Origin of the sequence: Gilliamella sp. W8136, from assembly GCF_016101285.1 — a bacterium.
GTDB lineage: Bacteria > Pseudomonadota > Gammaproteobacteria > Enterobacterales > Orbaceae > Gilliamella > Gilliamella apicola_N.
On sequence record NZ_JACFQU010000018.1, the window covers coordinates 1 to 16283 of the forward strand.

Sequence of the window (16283 nt, forward strand, 5' to 3'; positions counted from 1 at the left end):
GTTGGCCAAAGGTGATTAGGCAAGCAGGTAAAAAAGGCAAACCCATACCCAAAGAAACAACCTTATCAGACTATCCACCTGACGTGCAAAAAGGCATTTTAGAGAGCCGATTAGAGTGGTGCGTTTTGGATGAAAAAAACGGAAAATAGGTTGATTACGGAAACTGATCCTAAATGAATACTGATTATCGAATATGAAAGCGAAAAAATAAGTAATAATAAAAATTAAAAAGGTCTATTATGCCCTACGCAAAATATGATGGAACAGATATTCTTTATAATAATAAAGAAGAGTTATTAAAAAAAACGGGGGTCAGTATTACTGATCCCATTTTACCAGCTAAAAATTTAGTAAAAATAACGGGTACACTTTCGGAGTTTAAAGGAATATTTTGTTATGCACCTGTGGGTGATGATGCTTATATGAGCAAAGAAGAGCGGAAAAAACGGAGTGCTAAAATACGAAGTGGAGCGGCGCTAGCAACATTAGCTGGAAATAACAGTGCTGGTTTAGCAGCATTAGGGCATGATGATAGTATACATGTAAGTAATTATTTTCCAGCACAATATTTTACAGCTAAACTAAATAATACAATTAAATTAAAAGGTTGGCTGGGTTATTATAAATTTAATGAAGGTGATTTGGTTGAAGTTGTAGCCGAAAAGCATACTGACCATTATGAAGTGTATGCTATGCTTAAACCGAGTGAGCAAATTATTTCTATTATTCCTCCTTGTTATGCCGGACGTAAACACGCTTTAAAACGCGATCATATCCCAATATTGTTAATTTATTTATTATTTGTAGCAGGCTTAGTGTATCTATTTAGTGATTTTACTTTGGATAATCTAATTTCAGCTTATACTGGAAGTGCTGTACTTGTTATACCAACAATTCTAATTTTATATTATAAAATGATAAATACCAATATTAAATTGGTAGAACAAATTTTTTCGGTATTGGGTTGGCAAGATGTTACTAACATTGATTTAATTGATATAAGTAAGAAGCAGGTGAAAAAATTAATTGCGCAAGGTAAATATTCATTAGAGTGGAATAATAATGTTGATCGTTTTATAAGACCTCATAAAAGAGGATATGGTTTTGGGTTTTTCTATTATGATCCAGAAATTTTTTGTAAAAAAAATAATAAGAATTTATTAACTAAACCAGATAATATTACAGAGATTGATACCGAACTGGATGATAATCTTGATGATAAAGGCAAAGAATAACTATTATAGAAAATATTACCTTAAAAATTAGTATGTTGATGATAATTTAGCGCTTTTAGGTAAAGTCAGTTTTAACAGTTTGCCTTTACTTGGGCAATTGATATTCGGCAATATTGTAACGATATATTTTTTTGAAGATATTCTTAACGGCATGATAAATCATCAATTAGGGAACATATCCCATAATAAAACCTGATGAATATAACAATGTAAATGGTTATTCAATTGGAGATATTTTTTCTGGAAAAATGAACTAAAACGGGATTTAATTATGAGTGAGTATTTTCAAATTATCAAAGGTAAAATATCAGACCTAAAAGTGATTGATGCAAGTTTAGCCGTCTTTGGACGTGGAGCTTTAAATGGTCTACCCGTTATCAGTCACGCGTTAATGGGCGATAATCTTGCCGCAGCCAGCCAAGTAGCAACATCAAACCGCTATGAAGATGAAAGTGATTTTCTTAATAGTGTTCAGTACTTTACTTGTAAAATAGGTAACCTAGAAGTTCGAGGCATTTTTTGTCGAGCATTTTTTCGTAATGGTGATCAGGTAGAAGTTGTGGTTGAACCATGTCACGAAGACGGTTATTTAGCTTATGCGCTACGTCGTCCGATTGATCATCGACTTTGGCTTTACCCTTGGGCAATGAAAGGTTCAAAGGCTAATAGTCGAGCGGTATTAAAAAGTGAGTTAATTTTTATACTACCAGTTTATTTTTGTATTTTAGCTGAAGTTATTTTTGTATCTAAACAGTTAAGCGCTTTTATCGCTGGATTTTGTATTTCAACTGCATTATGTACCTTATTCTTTTTAATTACTTACTTTTGGTATAAAAAATTACTAGGAGGTGGCTCAAAAGAGGCCGATAAAATATTTGCTACACTAGGCTATCCCGACCCGAAAACGGTAGACATGGAAAAGGAAATATTAGAAGTTTTTATAAATAACAAATCCACATCCGATCCAGATTTTTATTTTGATACGACAACCGAAGAATATCTGCGAGAAGACCCGGATGGTGTTAAATGGGTCACCTTTTACCGTGAAGCGCCACCAATACCAGACTATATTACGGTGATTGATACCGAACTGGATGATAATCTTGATGATAAAGGCAAAGAATAGCTATCCATTTTCTGTGCAAAAAGGCATTTTAGAGAGCCGATTAGAGTGAGGTGTTTTGGATGAAAAAACCGAAAAATACGTTGATTCTGGTAACTGATCCTAAATGAATACTGATTATTAAATGCGAAAGCAAAAAAAGTAATAGTAAAAAAATAAGAAGGTTTATTATGCCCTACGCAAAATACGATGGAACAGATATTATTTATAATGATAAAGAAGAGTTATTAAAAAAAACAGGTATCAATATTACAGATCCCATTTTACCACCTAAAAAATTAATAAAATTAACGGGTACACTTTCAGAGTTTAAAGGGATCTTCTGTAATGCACCATTATTTGATGGCGCTTATATGAGTGAAGAAGAGAGAAAAAAACAGAAAGCTAAAGTAAGAAGTGGAGCAGCACTTGCCACTTTATCTGGTAATAGAACTGCAGGGTTAGCGGCATTAGGACATGGTGATAGCATTCATCGTAGTAATTATTTTCAGGCGCAATATATAACTGCCAAATTAAATAATGACGTTATATTAAAAGGTTGGTTGGGATTTTATAAATTTAATGATGGCGATCATGTTGAAGTAATAGCCGAAAAACATGCTGATCACTATGAAGTGTATGCTATGCTTAAACCCAGTGAACAAATTATCTCTATTATTCCTCCTTGTTATGCCGGACGTAAACACGCTTTAAAACGCTACCATATACCACTACTGCTGACATACATACTATTTACTATGGGGTTGGTGTATTTTTTTGGTGATTTTACTTTAGATAATTTAATTTCTGCTTATTTTGGTGTAGGGGTGCTATATTTACCTGCAATTTTAATTTTATACAAAAATTCAATAAACACACACGTAAAATTAGCCGAGCAAATTTTTAGCACACTAAATTGGCAAAATATTCGGAACATTGATTTAATTTCAATCAGTAAAATGCAAGTAAGAAAATTGATTGATGAGGATAAATATTCGCTTGACTATAAAGATAACACCAATTTATATATTAGACCGCAGAAATCAGGAGCGGGTTGGTATTTCTTCTATTATGACCCAGAAATGTTGTGTAAAAAAAATAGTTAGGATTTATTAGCTAAATAAACAATTTGTTTATAATCCTTGTATTTTTAATTCTATTATCTGTTAACACAGCAGGTTATTTTATATTGGAATGTTTATGCTGGTAGCCACGTTGGCCAAAGATGATTAGGCAAGCAAGCAAAAAAAGCAAACCTATACTCAAAGAGACGACCTTATCAGACTATCCCCTTGACGTGCAAAAAGGCATTTTAGAGAGCCGATTAGAGTGGTGCGTTTTGGATGAAAAAAACAGGAAAATACGTTGATTCTGGTAACTGATCCTAAATAAATACTGATTATTTAATCCAAAAGAAAATATGGATATTTTAAAAATCTTCAAAGATAAACTTTATGATTTTATTGATCAATGATAGCTTTTATTTATAGCGTTTTGATTATTATGAAACGTTATAGACTCCTGAATATTTTTTACAAAAATACTTGAAATTTTAGTTTAGTGTAGTTGTTAATATGCTAAATTTTGTCAAAATATTAACAAAATTCTACAAACAGAATTCATTGAGTGTTTTAATTCAACGAGCATAGATTTTATAAAATGTAAGATCTATATAGATTGCTTCTTGTTAATAGGTTAATGACTCTTATCGCACTTAATTTACAAACAAAAATGCAAATTTTGCTGATTACTATTTAATTAAATTGTGTGACTGCGATAATAGGTCATTTGTGGTGAGTTCAAAGATCTTATAGTGAATAAAATTATTTGATTATTTCATGCTTATTTAATGTAAGAAGAAAATGGAAAGTTATATTATCAATTAACTATTATATTGATAATCATCTAATTATTATGAACATCTCAATCTAGCCTTATGTAAACAACGATAAAACAGATTTTAAAATAAGATTTATTATTTAATTCATAATAAACATGATTTAATCAATATAAACTCTCTATGAGTGCGAACTTATAAGTTATATATTATAAATTATACAATTTTTTTAATAATCGATTTGAGTTTTAGAATGGACTTTATTATAGGTATTTATAAGTCTACAAACACCATGATGAAAAATTCTTCTATCAATGAAAGCTGGCTAGAGATTGATCTGTGTAATAAAGTTATTTTTTTTAATATGTTACCATTTTTATCCACAAGTTTATTCAAGGGTTTTGGGGATAATAATTGCTGAGTTTTTATAAGTGAGAACGAAAAATTCCGAGTATTGAGCTATTTATAAATACGTTTTATTTAATTGTTAAACTTTTCTATTAAGGCCTATTATGAGTTATTTTAATTATCATGCGAAAGCAAAAAGGTTAATTAAAGATGGTCATTTGGTTGGGTATGAGTTTGTAGATAATTGGAATGGTATAAGACCAGCATTAGTCCTTTATTTTGATGAGGCAAAGCCTATGCCGATCCGAGAATATCGTTGGCAAGAATATTTGCCATTACTAAATGGGGGTAAAGAAGAGTGATAATTGTAAAATTGTACAATGTTAATTAAGTAAACAATACAGTCAAGAATTTCAATTTATCTTGTTTTTATCATAACAATTAAATTCGTTTCTCAATGATTTTCGAGTGATTAGATTATATAAATTGGCAATTAAAAAAATTTTATAATCACGCATTACTTCAAACCGATAATAATTTAAATATATTATGTGACATTAACTTCTAATTATGCGATTAAGCTTTGTGTGACTCACCGTTGATACAATAAATTTGCCAATTGCTAGGCTTAAGCGTAAAATGCCAACCTATTTTTGCTTAACCTATTACAATACTGTAATACTGACTTGAAATCAGAGGCATTTTTTAATGACACTTTTATATGCAAAACCAGAGTTACTTTCTCCTGCTGGTTCCCTTAAAAATATGCGCTATGCGTTTGCTTATGGTGCGGATGCAGTTTATGCTGGACAACCTCGATATAGCTTACGTGTTCGTAATAACGAATTTAATCATGAAAATTTAGCTATTGGCATTAACGAAGCCCATGCGCAAGGTAAAAAGTTTTATGTTGTTGTTAATATTGCGCCACATAATTCTAAATTAAAGACCTTTATTCGAGATTTAGAGCCTATTGTCAACATGAAACCAGACGCCTTTATCATGTCCGATCCTGGTTTAATTATGTTAGTTCGTGAACATTTTCCAGAAATGGAAATTCACTTATCTGTTCAATCGAATGCCGTTAACTGGGCTACTGTAAAATTTTGGCACAAAATCGGATTAACTCGAGTGGTCTTGTCGCGTGAATTGTCATTGGATGAAATTGCTGAAATTCGAGAAAAAGTACCAGAAATGGAGCTAGAAGTCTTTATTCACGGTGCGCTTTGCATGGCATATTCTGGACGTTGTTTACTTTCAGGTTATATCAATAAACGTGATTCAAACCAAGGTACGTGTACTAATGCTTGCCGTTGGGAATATAAAATTGCGGAAGGCAAAGAAGACGAAGTAGGGCAAATTGTACACAAGTGTGAACCGATTCCCGTTCAGCAAGTGGAGCCAACTTTAGGCATAGGTTCCACTACGGATAAAGTGTTCATGTTGGAAGAATCAGGACGTCCGGGCGAATATATGCAGGCTTTTGAAGATGAACACGGCACTTATATAATGAACTCCAAAGATTTAAGAGCAGTTGAATTGGTCGGCGATTTAACTAAAATTGGGGTACATTCATTAAAAATAGAAGGTCGTACTAAATCTTTTTATTATTGTGCTCGAACTGCTCAAGTTTATCGTCAAGCAATCGATGCAGCAAGTGAGGGTAAGCCTTTTGATCCTCGTTTGTTAACTGAGCTTGAATCTTTAGCCCACCGTGGTTATACCGAAGGATTTTTACGTCGTCACAAACATGAAGATATGCAAAATTATGTGCATAGCCATTCAGTATCAGACAGACAGCAGTTTGTTGGGGAGTTTAGTGGAGCGCGTTTAAATGGTTTGGCTGAAATTATTGTTAAAAACAAGTTTTCAGTAGGTGACAGTGTAGAGATGATGACACCTAAAGGTAATACGACTTTTATTATTGAACGTATGGAAAATAAGAAAGGACAACCTGTGCCAGCTGGACTCGGGGATGGGCATATTGTTTATATTCCAATTCCTGAAGAGATTGATTTGAATTATGCCTTATTGATGAGGAACTTCGATTAGTCTAGAAATTAATTAAAACTGTTCGGCTTCACCGAACAGTTACTTTAATTGTTATTATTGACGAATCAAATCATCACCATAACCAATCCATTTATATGTTGTTAACGCTTCAAGTCCCATCGGTCCACGTGCGTGTAGTTTTTGAGTGCTAACAGCGACTTCAGCACCTAAACCAAATTGTCCACCATCGGTAAAGCGAGTAGATGCATTGACATAGACAGCCGCTGCATCGACTAAATTGACAAACTTTTCAGCATTGGTTAAATCACGTGTTAATATTGCTTCTGAATGACCACTGCCGTATTCGCGAATATGTTCAACCGCCAATTCAAGTGAATCAACAATAACTATATTTAAATCTTTGGATAGCCACTCTTGACGTAATTCTTCATCTTCAACAGGAAACACGTTGGCAACACCTGTTTCTAAAATTTTGAATGCCTCTGCATCGGCATGTAATATAACCTGATGATCCGCCATAATTTGACTCAGTTTAGGTAAAAATGTTCTAGCGATTTTTGTATGTACAAGCAATGTTTCTAGAGTATTACATGTACTTGGTCTTTGAGTTTTAGCATTTAAAATTATAGGGTACACTTTATCAAAATCGGCACTTTCATCGACAAAAGTATGGCAAACACCAATTCCACCTGTAATAACTGGTATGGTTGAATGTTCACGACAAAGTTTGTGCAACGAGGCACCCCCGCGAGGAATAATCATATCAACATATTTATCAAGTTTAAGTAGTTCATTGATGTATTTTCGATCGGGATTATCAATAAATTGTATTGCTGTTTTAGGCAAACCCACTTGCTCCAGTGCTTGTTGAATAATGGCTACGGTTGCACGATTGGTATGGATGGTTTCTTTACCTCCTCTTAATATAGCTGCATTACCCGTTTTAAGGCAAAGTGCAGCAATATCAATCGTCACATTAGGACGAGCTTCATATATTACGCCTATCACACCTAATGGTACTCTGTGACGCTGTAACTTTAAAGTGTTTTCTAAAGTGGCTCCATCCATAATTTGTCCAACAGGATCGATTAATGAAATCACTTTTCGCACATCATTGGCAATTGATAATAATCGTTCAGGTGTTAATAATAAACGATCTAAAATCGCTTCATTTAATCCTTGTTCTTTGGCTGCTTGGATATCTTTTTCATTAGCAGCAAGAATTGTTGTGCTGTATTTTTCCAATAAATCAGCGATAACCGCTAAAACTTTATTTTTAGTTGTAGTAGGGCATTGCGCTAATTGATAAGAAGCAAATTTTGCCTCTTTTCCCATTTGAACTATCATTTTAGACCTTTATTAATTTGATTCACGAATATCTTAGAATAAATTGGACTTTCCTAAAAAGATTTCTTAATTGAATATTACAACATGTATTAAAGTAAATATCATTACTTTAATACAACGATATCCTATTTTTAGCTATAGTGATGACTTCATATTAAAAAAATATATCTGTGAAAATACTTTTTAATTATCAGACAAAACTAAAAGATGAATGCTTATGATTTTGCTTTTGCTTTAGTATTAATTGGTTAATGTTTCTTTATCTTTTAGACAAGTATGTAAATTATTTAAAAGTTCAGTTTTAGTATTATCATCCAAACGATTAAAAGGAATTTTCAAATTTTCTTCAGTCTTACTCGTTTCGTTGTAATAAGCAATAGATATATATTTTTTTTCATATTGTATGGATTTTATATTTTTAAAAAATACTTTGTTCTCCTCTTTCATTGGAGTTGGTCGCAAAGTTATAAAATCTTCACCAATAGTAATATAAACCGACATATATTGAAAAACAAACATTAATAGAGAGCATGTAATCATGATAATCATTGACACACTTTTAACGGGTAATGCTAACAGGAGAATGATTCCAATGACTCCTATCACTATTGTTGGTAATAAAAAACGGCGAGCATAATATTCTTTTACTGTTTGATTTTGTGATTCCATTATTTATCCTTATGTTAATAATTGATTATTTTATAATAATATTTTCTAAATTTACGGCGAGATCTGTATTCATAGCCGATAATTTTGCTTCTTTCTTGTGAATGATGTCTCGCAATTTGTACTAGAAAAGCATCACTCTTCTAATGTGGAGTTATCAATTTATTAAAAAGTTAAGAGCAAAGATGCCTTAATCTTTGCTCTAAATCATCATTTTTTATCTTATTGTTCCTTATCTTTTAATACAGTATGTAAAGTAGTTAGAAGTTTTTCTTTTGCCTCATCTTCCATGACTGATAAAGGTATTTTTACAGTTTCCTCTTTATTACTAATTTTGTTTTTGTAATTAATAATTACTTTATTTTTTTGATAATCAATTGATGAGATTTCTTCAAAAAGCATACTCACTGAACCTTTTAAAGGTGCAGTAGGTCTATAAGTAATATAATCATCTCCAATTGAGATATAAATCATATTAAATTGCCAAATAGCACGAAAAAGTAAGATTAAAGGTACTGCTAGACTTACATTTTTACCTATAGGAAGTATTAACAGCATGAAAAATACTATGATACATACTATCATCAAAAAAATTACGTTACGTCGGGCTTGAAATTGTTCTATATTTTGATTTTGAGATTCCATTTATTATCCTTAACAAAGTAATATCCATGATATTTCTATGAATTGCGTCTTTCTTCTAATGTTGCTTCATTAGCAAGACTAATTATTTTTTTAGCACCAAAAACCCCAATTAACCCCAAAGGAACAAATAATATGCTGCCAATAATAATTAAAGTACCTGCTAATTTTTTATTTTTTCCTGCAAATAATATTCCTACCGTACTTATTAAAGCAAATATGAATGCAATTGGTAACATGGTTCCATAAAGTTTATCTTGGAGTGAATTCATGTAAATGATTAATACACCAAACCAGTTGGCTATTACACCGCCTATAGCTAGTCCCATTTTTTATTTCCTTATTGTTTGTTATTTAATAATCATATCATTTCGATGTACGGCGACAGAGCCGTACTCATAGCCAATAATTTGGCTAATTTCTTGTGAGTGATGTCCGGCAATTTGTTTTAATGCATCACTATTATAACGGCTTACCCCACGAGCTATACTTTTACCTGTTTTATCACAAATATCTATGACCTCGCCACGAGAAAAATTTTGTTCAACCTGTAAAATACCTTTGGGTAAAAGTGAACTGCCATTATTTAAAATGGCATTTACTGCGCCATCATCTAATAAAACTTTGCCCGCTTTGGGCGCACCGAATAACCAATGTTTACGATGCTCTAAGGGGGTCTTAGGCGGGATAAAGCGTGTGCCAACTGATTGGTTATTTACAGTATCAATAATAACATTCGGTTTATTACCTGCTGCAATAATAACTTCAATCCCGGCACTTCCTGCTACTTCGGCCGCTTGTACTTTAGTACCCATTCCACCAGTACCAAGCCCAGAAACACTGTCTCCAGCTATACTACGTAAATTATCGTCAATATTGTCGATTTCATGAATTAATTTAGCATTTTTATTTGATCTTGGATCGGCGGTATATAAACCCGCAATATCTGTTAATAAAATTAATTTGTCGGCTTCAGCTAAAATAGCTGCTAGGGCGGATAAATTATCATTATCACCAACTTTAATTTCAGCGGTTGCTACTGCGTCGTTTTCGTTAATAATAGGAATAATGTGATTGTCCAACATGGCTTTTAAAGCATCTTGCGCATTTAAAAACCTTTCGCGATCTTCAAGATCGGCACGTGTTAACAACATTTGGCCAATATAAATTTTGTAGATTGAAAAGAGTTGTTCCCAAAGTTGTATTAGTTTACTTTGACCAACCGATGCAAGTAGTTGTTTTGATGCAACAGTATTGGGAAGAGTAGGGTAGTTAAGATATTCTCGACCAGCGGCAATCGCTCCAGATGTAACAATAATAATTTTATGTCCATCTTGATGTAAACTAGCACATTGCCTAATTAGTTCGACCATTTGTGCACGATCTAACTGTTTTGTGCCACCGGTCAATACACTGGTACCTAATTTAACAACGACAGTTTGTTGTTTTTTAATGGTCATAACATACTCTTATTTTAAATCAGATCTTACAAAACCGACTCCATCCATTTTACGGACTGAGTTAACGCATCATGCAAGCTTTTTTGTAATGGTGTTTTAGGTATGGTTACTAATTTACTTTGTTTAATTGAACGAATCAATTTTGCTTCATTTAAATTACTTAATACATCTTCTTCAAAAATAATATTCATGACTGGTACAGGGCAAGCATGAGTTAATAATCCTTGATTCTTAAGTGAAAAATAATTTAATTCTGCTGCTAATTGCAAATTAGATATAGAAGGTAAACCAAGGCGACTAGCCAACATGTCTTTGTAGCTATTTGGTAGGTTTTTTTGCAAATCTTTATCTACAAATATTTGATGAACAAAGGGCGTAAAATTGAATAAACCTTTAACCTTATTAGGCATCAAATAAGCTAACCGTGTTGCAAGATGAGATCCGAATCGAAATCCTGCTAAAATAACGCGACTATTATCAACCCATGGAACGGATGACAGTTGTTCCAATATTGCTTGATGAATCTGGCTACTATTTTGAGTTAAAGCAAAATTACGGCTGTATCCCACCGTTGGTAGATCAACTGTTAACATAGCGAATCCGCGAGGAGCTAAATATTCTTTAAAATAACGATAATAATCAATTTGTAAATTGCCCAATGCATTACATATTAATACAACAGGGCAAGTGTTGTCCGTTTTTGGTAAGTGCAAAAACGTTTTAACACTACGACTCTCGACTTTAAATTCCAGCTCTTTGACTATAAAGGGGGAATAATTGAGTGCTTTCATATAAGCTTGATAAGCACAAGTTTGTGCATACATAGCGAGTTCATCATTTTTGAAATGTGGATAACTAGCAATGCTTGAATATTCACTCGCGATAAGAAAATAATTGTGTAAATTAATTTTATCTTCTTCACTCAGGTTTTCTTGATCAATTGAATCAGCTTTGGCTTGCCACAATGCAGCTTGATTTAAAAATTCATAAACCCAATTACCTGATTGATAACCAATAACAGTATCTAACCATTTTTCATTAGTATGACGTTTTGTTGAAGCGGCAATTTTGGATAAAAGTTCTTCAATCTCTAACTTAGGTAATCCTCGCCAAATCCATAAAAAAGGGTTAATGATCCGATACCATCTTGAGTCAATTTCACCATCCAAGGGACTTATACTACTACCGTTGCTACTGTCTATACGATTAATAAGCGCTGATGTTTCAGGATAATCGTATTGTGGTTTAAATATCTGAGCAGATAAATTTTCGGTAGTAGTCATAATTGTGTTTAATATCCTTATTGATTATCGCTAATAGGTTTAACAAACATTACCCCTGTATCCCAAGGTTGCTCAATCCAAGTGTCTTGCGCAATGTCAACAATATAATCATCAACAAGCGGTTTACCTGCTGGTTTAGCAAAAATGGTAACAAATCGAGCTTTTGGATACATTTCACGAATAGTATGTGCGGTGTTGCCTGTGTCGACTAAATCATCAACAACAATAAAGCCTTCACCATCACCATTTGCTTGTTTTAAGATTAACTTTTCACGTTGATGATCATGATCATAACTTGAAATACAAACTGTATCTACGTAACGAATACTTAATTCACGAGCTAGGATAGCAGCGGGAACTAGACCTCCACGGCTAACAGCAATGATACCTTTCCATTGGTTTGCAGGTAACAAACGTTTGGATAGTTGGCGCCCGTAAGATTGTAACATTTCCCAAGTGACATTAAATTTTTCTTTTTCAGCGATAAGTTCTGCTTTATGCTGTTTTTGGGCTTTGATTTCTTCTTCTGTTAAAGTTTGTTCTATTGACATGAGTAACCTGCAATTTTAATCGAATATACAAATATAATAAATTAATATTAATGGACTAAAAATAGATGTAAAATTGCACCTTATTATAAAGCGATTACACGAAAAAAACTACTCATTAATTTATTACTGACACAATATTGAGGTTAAATTATGCTTTCTACTTTAAAGCCAAAATCTATTTGGCAGATTTTTAACGATATTTGTAAAATTCCACATCCATCTCATCATGAACAAATGATTACTAAATACATCGTCGATTTTGCAAATACCCATCACATTCATTGTGAACTTGATAAAGTTGGTAATATCTTATTAACGAAACCAGCCAGTAAAGGCATGGAGAATTGTCCATCTATTGCCCTACAAGCACATATGGATATGGTGCCACAAAAAAATGAAGGAACCGTTCACGATTTTACTACCGATCCAATTCAACCTTATGTTGATGGTGAATGGGTAAAAGCTAAAGGTACAACTTTAGGTGCGGATAATGGTATAGGATTAGCTTCAGCATTAGCGGTTTTAATTGATCCAACTATTGAACACGGTCCTATTGAAGTTTTAGTTACTACGTCAGAAGAAACAGGTATGCATGGCGCCTTTGGTCTTCAACCTAATTGGTTAAAAAGTCATTATCTAATCAATACCGATTCAGAGGATGAAGGGGAAATATTTACAGGTTGTGCGGGTGGTGTTGATTTTACTTCCACTTTTGCAGTTGCATACGCAGTCATTCCAGAAATGCATGATTGTTATATAAGTATTTCGCTTAAAGGTCTAAAAGGGGGACATTCTGGTTGCGATATTCATTTAGGTCGTGGTAATGCAATTAAATTAATGGCCCGTTTTTTAGCTGAATATGCGCAAGATGTTTCGTTTAGATTAGCTGATATAAAAGGTGGTTCGTTGCGTAATGCCATCCCTAGAGAAGCTTTTGTTGAAATGACATTAAATAAACAAGATTTACCTCAACTGGAATCTATTATTAAGCAATATCAAACAATTTTAAATGATGAATTAGGGCATGTTGAACCTTCTATACAGATAAGTTTAGCTGAAGTAACTTCTGATAAAGTTAAACGTGTATTAACTATTGAACATCAAAATAAAATAATTAACTATTTACATGCTGCGCCTAATGGGGTTGTTCGTATGAGCGATCAGTTGCATGGTGTTGTCGAAACGTCTCTTAACTTAGGTATTGTTAATATTATAGAGAATCAATTAAATACGCATTATCTAATTCGTTCACAAGTTGATAGCGCAAAAGATGCAGTTGTTTCAACTCTGATATCGCTTAGTCAATTAACCAACGCCAATTACGAAATCAGTGGAGGATATTCAGGTTGGGAGCCAAACTTGAATTCATGTCTTTTACAATTAGCTAAAGATAAATATTACGAAATATTCTCACAAAAAGCTAAGATTATGGTGATTCATGCAGGACTTGAATGTGGATTGTTTAAGCAAGCTTATCCAAATATGGATATGATATCAATCGGTCCAACAATTGTATCACCTCATTCTCCAGATGAAAGAGTGAATATTCAAAGTGTTATTCGATATTGGGAATTACTTATAGCGATATTAAAATCCGCGACTCAATTGAAATAAACTATTCATTTTATATGCCTGCTAATATTTAAGAGCAGGCATAGTTAACTTAGTTTTTTATTTTAATTTTTTACTTTGTATTTGTATTAGTATAAACAGCGTTTATTGAAAATAAATTCATAAAAAGTGAATAAAAATTCATTTTTTGCTTGTGTTAACTTTATAAATAACCTACTATATATAACATTGTTGCACTTAAATAAATTAGGATAGACATGTTAAAGGCAATTATTATTGGAGCGAGTGGTTATGCAGGTGCAAAATTAGCTTATTATTTAAGTAAGCATCCACATATTGAATTAATCGCTTTAACGGTATCGGAAAACAGTCAAGACGGCGGTAAACTTATTTCTGATAATAATCTACATCCTCAATTAAAAGGAGTAATTGACCTACCACTCATTGCCACATCTGATTATTCTTGTTATATCAATGATATTGATATTGTCTTTTTAGCTACAGAGCATTCTGTTAGTCATGAAATTGCCCCTTACTTTTTAGAAAAAGGTTGCAAAGTTTTTGATTTATCTGGTGCTTATCGTGTTAATTCTCCAGATTTTTATACCGATTATTACGGTTTTACCCATCGGCATCAAAAATGGCTAAATAAAGCTGTTTATGGTTTAGCTGAATGGAATGATGATAAGATAAAACAAGCGCAATTGATTGCTGTTCCCGGTTGTTACCCTACAGCTGCACAATTACCACTTAAACCTCTAATTGAAGAAGATTTATTAGATAATACTCAATGGCCAGTCATTAATGCGGTCAGTGGTGTAAGTGGTGCGGGTCGAAAATCAACGCATAATAATAGTTTTTGTGAGGTAAGTTTGCATGCATATGGGCTGTTTACTCATCGCCATCAACCCGAAATTGCAAAACATTTAGGGCAGCAGGTTATCTTTACACCACATTTAGGTTGTTTTAAACAGGGTATTCATGCAACCATTACTTGTCGCGTTAAAGAAGGGGTAACTTCTCAAGATATCCTTAATGCATTAAATAAATACTACAAAGATAAACCACTAGTTCGAGTTTATGAAAAAGATTGGCCTGCTTTAAAAGCAGTGGTAGGTCTGCCTTATTGTGATATTGGTTTTGCCTTAAAAGATCGTCATCTGATTCTGATTTCGGTTGAGGATAATTTATTAAAAGGTGCTGCCGCTCAGGCTGTGCAATGTATGAATATTCGTTTTGGTTATGAGCAAACCACTTCACTATTATAATAGACAAATGATTTTTAATTATTATTTTGAAGTCTAAGTAAATAAATCTGATTTTGGATAATTAACCAAAATTAAAACTACATAGGAAGCAGAAATGAAACCATTAATTATTAAACTTGGCGGTGTATTACTTGATAACAAAGATGCTTTAAGTAATCTATTTGTTATTATTCATGAATATAAAAAGAATTTCCGTCGACCATTAATTATTGTTCATGGAGGTGGTAGCCTTGTTGATTCATTAATGGATCGTTTATCCATGCCAGTAGTTCGTCGTAATGGTTTACGTGTTACACCAGCAGATCAAATTGATGTAATTGTTGGTAGTCTTGCTGGTAGTGCGAATACCCGATTATTGTCAGAAGCCAAGAAACTACAAATATCGGTTGTTGGACTCTGTTTAGCTGATGGTAATAGTGTTGAAGTGAAACAGATTTCCGAAGACTTAGGTTATGTAGGTGAAGCAAGAGCCGGCGATCCAACTCTAATCAATTTATTGATAAATTCAGGTTATTTGCCTATTGTCAGTTCAATTGGTATCACTGAAGATGGACAAATGATGAATGTTAATGCGGATCATGCTGCAGTAGCTTTAGCCAAAACTATAAATGCGGATTTGGTTTTGCTTTCTGATGTGGTGGGCGTTCTGGATGAAAACAAACAGCTCATTCAATCTTTAACGCGAGCGCAAGCCGATCAGCTTATTGCAAATGGCGTAATTACCGATGGTATGGTTGTCAAAGTTAATTCAGCCTTTGAAGCCGCAAAAGCATTAGGGCGGTCTATTGATATTGCAAGCTGGAAACAAGCAGATAAATTAATTGAATTATTCAATGGAAAATCAAATATAACTGGCACAAGAATTATTGCTTAAATAAAATACAAACAGTATATTAGACAAGTTACCAATATTTAAAATATTGAAAACATATAAATATTAGCTCATTTACTTATCGTAA

General features: G+C 33.0%; 15 protein-coding genes. 8 read left to right on the top strand and 7 right to left on the bottom strand.

Annotated elements, in window-relative coordinates; all coding sequences use genetic code 11:
• Nucleotides 1–239 precede the first annotated feature (239 nt).
• The 5 genes from H3T96_RS12160 to yegQ all read left to right on the top strand — a co-directional run bounded on the left by H3T96_RS12160 (nucleotide 240) and on the right by yegQ (nucleotide 6574).
• Nucleotides 240–1235 (top strand): putative type VI secretion system effector, encoded by a 996-nt coding sequence (locus H3T96_RS12160; RefSeq protein ID WP_144093037.1) that lies wholly within the window; start codon nucleotides 240–242, stop codon nucleotides 1233–1235.
• A gap of 271 nt (nucleotides 1236–1506) precedes the next feature.
• Entirely contained in the window at nucleotides 1507–2361 is an 855-nt protein-coding gene (locus tag H3T96_RS12165; protein WP_144093035.1) for a putative type VI secretion system effector, read from the top strand.
• A 167-nt stretch (nucleotides 2362–2528) separates the two neighbouring features.
• The gene (locus H3T96_RS12170) at nucleotides 2529–3443 is read left to right on the top strand and encodes a putative type VI secretion system effector (RefSeq protein ID WP_144093033.1); all 915 of its coding nucleotides are present in this window, start codon (nucleotides 2529–2531) and stop codon (nucleotides 3441–3443) included.
• 1243 nt (nucleotides 3444–4686) lie between these two features.
• The gene (locus tag H3T96_RS12175; protein ID WP_144093031.1) at nucleotides 4687–4884 is read left to right on the top strand and encodes a thermostable hemolysin delta-VPH; all 198 of its coding nucleotides are present in this window, start codon (nucleotides 4687–4689) and stop codon (nucleotides 4882–4884) included.
• A 346-nt stretch (nucleotides 4885–5230) separates the two neighbouring features.
• Nucleotides 5231–6574: a tRNA 5-hydroxyuridine modification protein YegQ gene (yegQ, locus tag H3T96_RS12180; protein ID WP_065736992.1), complete on the top strand. Its 1344-nt coding sequence runs from the start codon at nucleotides 5231–5233 to the stop codon at nucleotides 6572–6574.
• A gap of 54 nt (nucleotides 6575–6628) precedes the next feature.
• On the opposite strand, the gene proA is transcribed toward yegQ, so the two are convergent.
• The 7 genes from proA to gpt all read right to left on the bottom strand — a co-directional run bounded on the left by proA (nucleotide 6629) and on the right by gpt (nucleotide 12484).
• Entirely contained in the window at nucleotides 6629–7882 is a 1254-nt protein-coding gene (proA, locus tag H3T96_RS12185) for a glutamate-5-semialdehyde dehydrogenase (RefSeq protein ID WP_144093029.1), read from the bottom strand.
• A 240-nt stretch (nucleotides 7883–8122) separates the two neighbouring features.
• Nucleotides 8123–8551 (bottom strand): hypothetical protein, encoded by a 429-nt coding sequence (locus H3T96_RS12190; RefSeq protein WP_144093027.1) that lies wholly within the window; start codon nucleotides 8549–8551, stop codon nucleotides 8123–8125.
• A gap of 219 nt (nucleotides 8552–8770) precedes the next feature.
• Nucleotides 8771–9193, bottom strand: a complete 423-nt coding sequence (locus tag H3T96_RS12195) for a hypothetical protein (RefSeq protein WP_039127450.1) — start codon at nucleotides 9191–9193, stop codon at nucleotides 8771–8773.
• A gap of 35 nt (nucleotides 9194–9228) precedes the next feature.
• Nucleotides 9229–9519, bottom strand: coding sequence for a hypothetical protein (locus tag H3T96_RS12200; protein ID WP_039127453.1), 291 nt, complete (start codon nucleotides 9517–9519; stop codon nucleotides 9229–9231).
• 21 nt (nucleotides 9520–9540) lie between these two features.
• On the bottom strand, nucleotides 9541–10650 hold the full coding sequence (gene proB / locus H3T96_RS12205; protein ID WP_216355746.1) for a glutamate 5-kinase: 1110 nt from the start codon (nucleotides 10648–10650) through the stop codon (nucleotides 9541–9543).
• Nucleotides 10651–10676: 26 nt separating this feature from the next.
• A complete protein-coding gene (frsA, locus tag H3T96_RS12210; protein ID WP_144093025.1) occupies nucleotides 10677–11933 on the bottom strand; it encodes an esterase FrsA in 1257 nt (418 codons plus the stop codon).
• Between the two features lie 17 nt (nucleotides 11934–11950).
• Nucleotides 11951–12484 carry a xanthine phosphoribosyltransferase gene (gene gpt / locus H3T96_RS12215; RefSeq protein ID WP_081301606.1) on the bottom strand — a complete coding sequence of 178 codons (534 nt, stop codon included), beginning with the start codon at nucleotides 12482–12484 and terminating at the stop codon, nucleotides 11951–11953.
• A 150-nt stretch (nucleotides 12485–12634) separates the two neighbouring features.
• On the opposite strand from gpt, the gene H3T96_RS12220 reads away from it, so the two are divergent.
• From H3T96_RS12220 to argB, 3 genes are all read left to right on the top strand, one after another.
• Complete coding sequence (locus H3T96_RS12220) at nucleotides 12635–14098, top strand: aminoacyl-histidine dipeptidase (RefSeq protein WP_144093023.1); 1464 nt, start codon at nucleotides 12635–12637, stop codon at nucleotides 14096–14098.
• A gap of 215 nt (nucleotides 14099–14313) precedes the next feature.
• Nucleotides 14314–15324, top strand: a complete 1011-nt coding sequence (gene argC / locus H3T96_RS12225; RefSeq protein WP_144093021.1) for an N-acetyl-gamma-glutamyl-phosphate reductase — start codon at nucleotides 14314–14316, stop codon at nucleotides 15322–15324.
• A 94-nt stretch (nucleotides 15325–15418) separates the two neighbouring features.
• Nucleotides 15419–16198 (top strand): acetylglutamate kinase, encoded by a 780-nt coding sequence (argB, locus tag H3T96_RS12230; protein WP_086326520.1) that lies wholly within the window; start codon nucleotides 15419–15421, stop codon nucleotides 16196–16198.
• Nucleotides 16199–16283 lie beyond the last annotated feature (85 nt).

What these genes read in the sequence shown, in the direction of transcription:
- H3T96_RS12220 (WP_144093023.1), top strand. Translation starts at nt 12,635, where the DNA reads ATGCTTTCTACTTTAAAGCCAAAATCTATTTGGCAGATTTTTAACGAT.
- H3T96_RS12160 (WP_144093037.1), top strand. Translation starts at nt 240, where the DNA reads ATGCCCTACGCAAAATATGATGGAACAGATATTCTTTATAATAATAAA.
- argB (WP_086326520.1), top strand. Translation starts at nt 15,419, where the DNA reads ATGAAACCATTAATTATTAAACTTGGCGGTGTATTACTTGATAACAAA.
- proA (WP_144093029.1), bottom strand. Translation starts at nt 7,882, where the DNA reads ATGATAGTTCAAATGGGAAAAGAGGCAAAATTTGCTTCTTATCAATTA.
- H3T96_RS12165 (WP_144093035.1), top strand. Translation starts at nt 1,507, where the DNA reads ATGAGTGAGTATTTTCAAATTATCAAAGGTAAAATATCAGACCTAAAA.
- H3T96_RS12195 (WP_039127450.1), bottom strand. Translation starts at nt 9,193, where the DNA reads ATGGAATCTCAAAATCAAAATATAGAACAATTTCAAGCCCGACGTAAC.
- argC (WP_144093021.1), top strand. Translation starts at nt 14,314, where the DNA reads ATGTTAAAGGCAATTATTATTGGAGCGAGTGGTTATGCAGGTGCAAAA.
- H3T96_RS12190 (WP_144093027.1), bottom strand. Translation starts at nt 8,551, where the DNA reads ATGGAATCACAAAATCAAACAGTAAAAGAATATTATGCTCGCCGTTTT.
- yegQ (WP_065736992.1), top strand. Translation starts at nt 5,231, where the DNA reads ATGACACTTTTATATGCAAAACCAGAGTTACTTTCTCCTGCTGGTTCC.
- frsA (WP_144093025.1), bottom strand. Translation starts at nt 11,933, where the DNA reads ATGACTACTACCGAAAATTTATCTGCTCAGATATTTAAACCACAATAC.
- proB (WP_216355746.1), bottom strand. Translation starts at nt 10,650, where the DNA reads ATGACCATTAAAAAACAACAAACTGTCGTTGTTAAATTAGGTACCAGT.
- H3T96_RS12175 (WP_144093031.1), top strand. Translation starts at nt 4,687, where the DNA reads ATGAGTTATTTTAATTATCATGCGAAAGCAAAAAGGTTAATTAAAGAT.
- H3T96_RS12200 (WP_039127453.1), bottom strand. Translation starts at nt 9,519, where the DNA reads ATGGGACTAGCTATAGGCGGTGTAATAGCCAACTGGTTTGGTGTATTA.
- H3T96_RS12170 (WP_144093033.1), top strand. Translation starts at nt 2,529, where the DNA reads ATGCCCTACGCAAAATACGATGGAACAGATATTATTTATAATGATAAA.
- gpt (WP_081301606.1), bottom strand. Translation starts at nt 12,484, where the DNA reads ATGTCAATAGAACAAACTTTAACAGAAGAAGAAATCAAAGCCCAAAAA.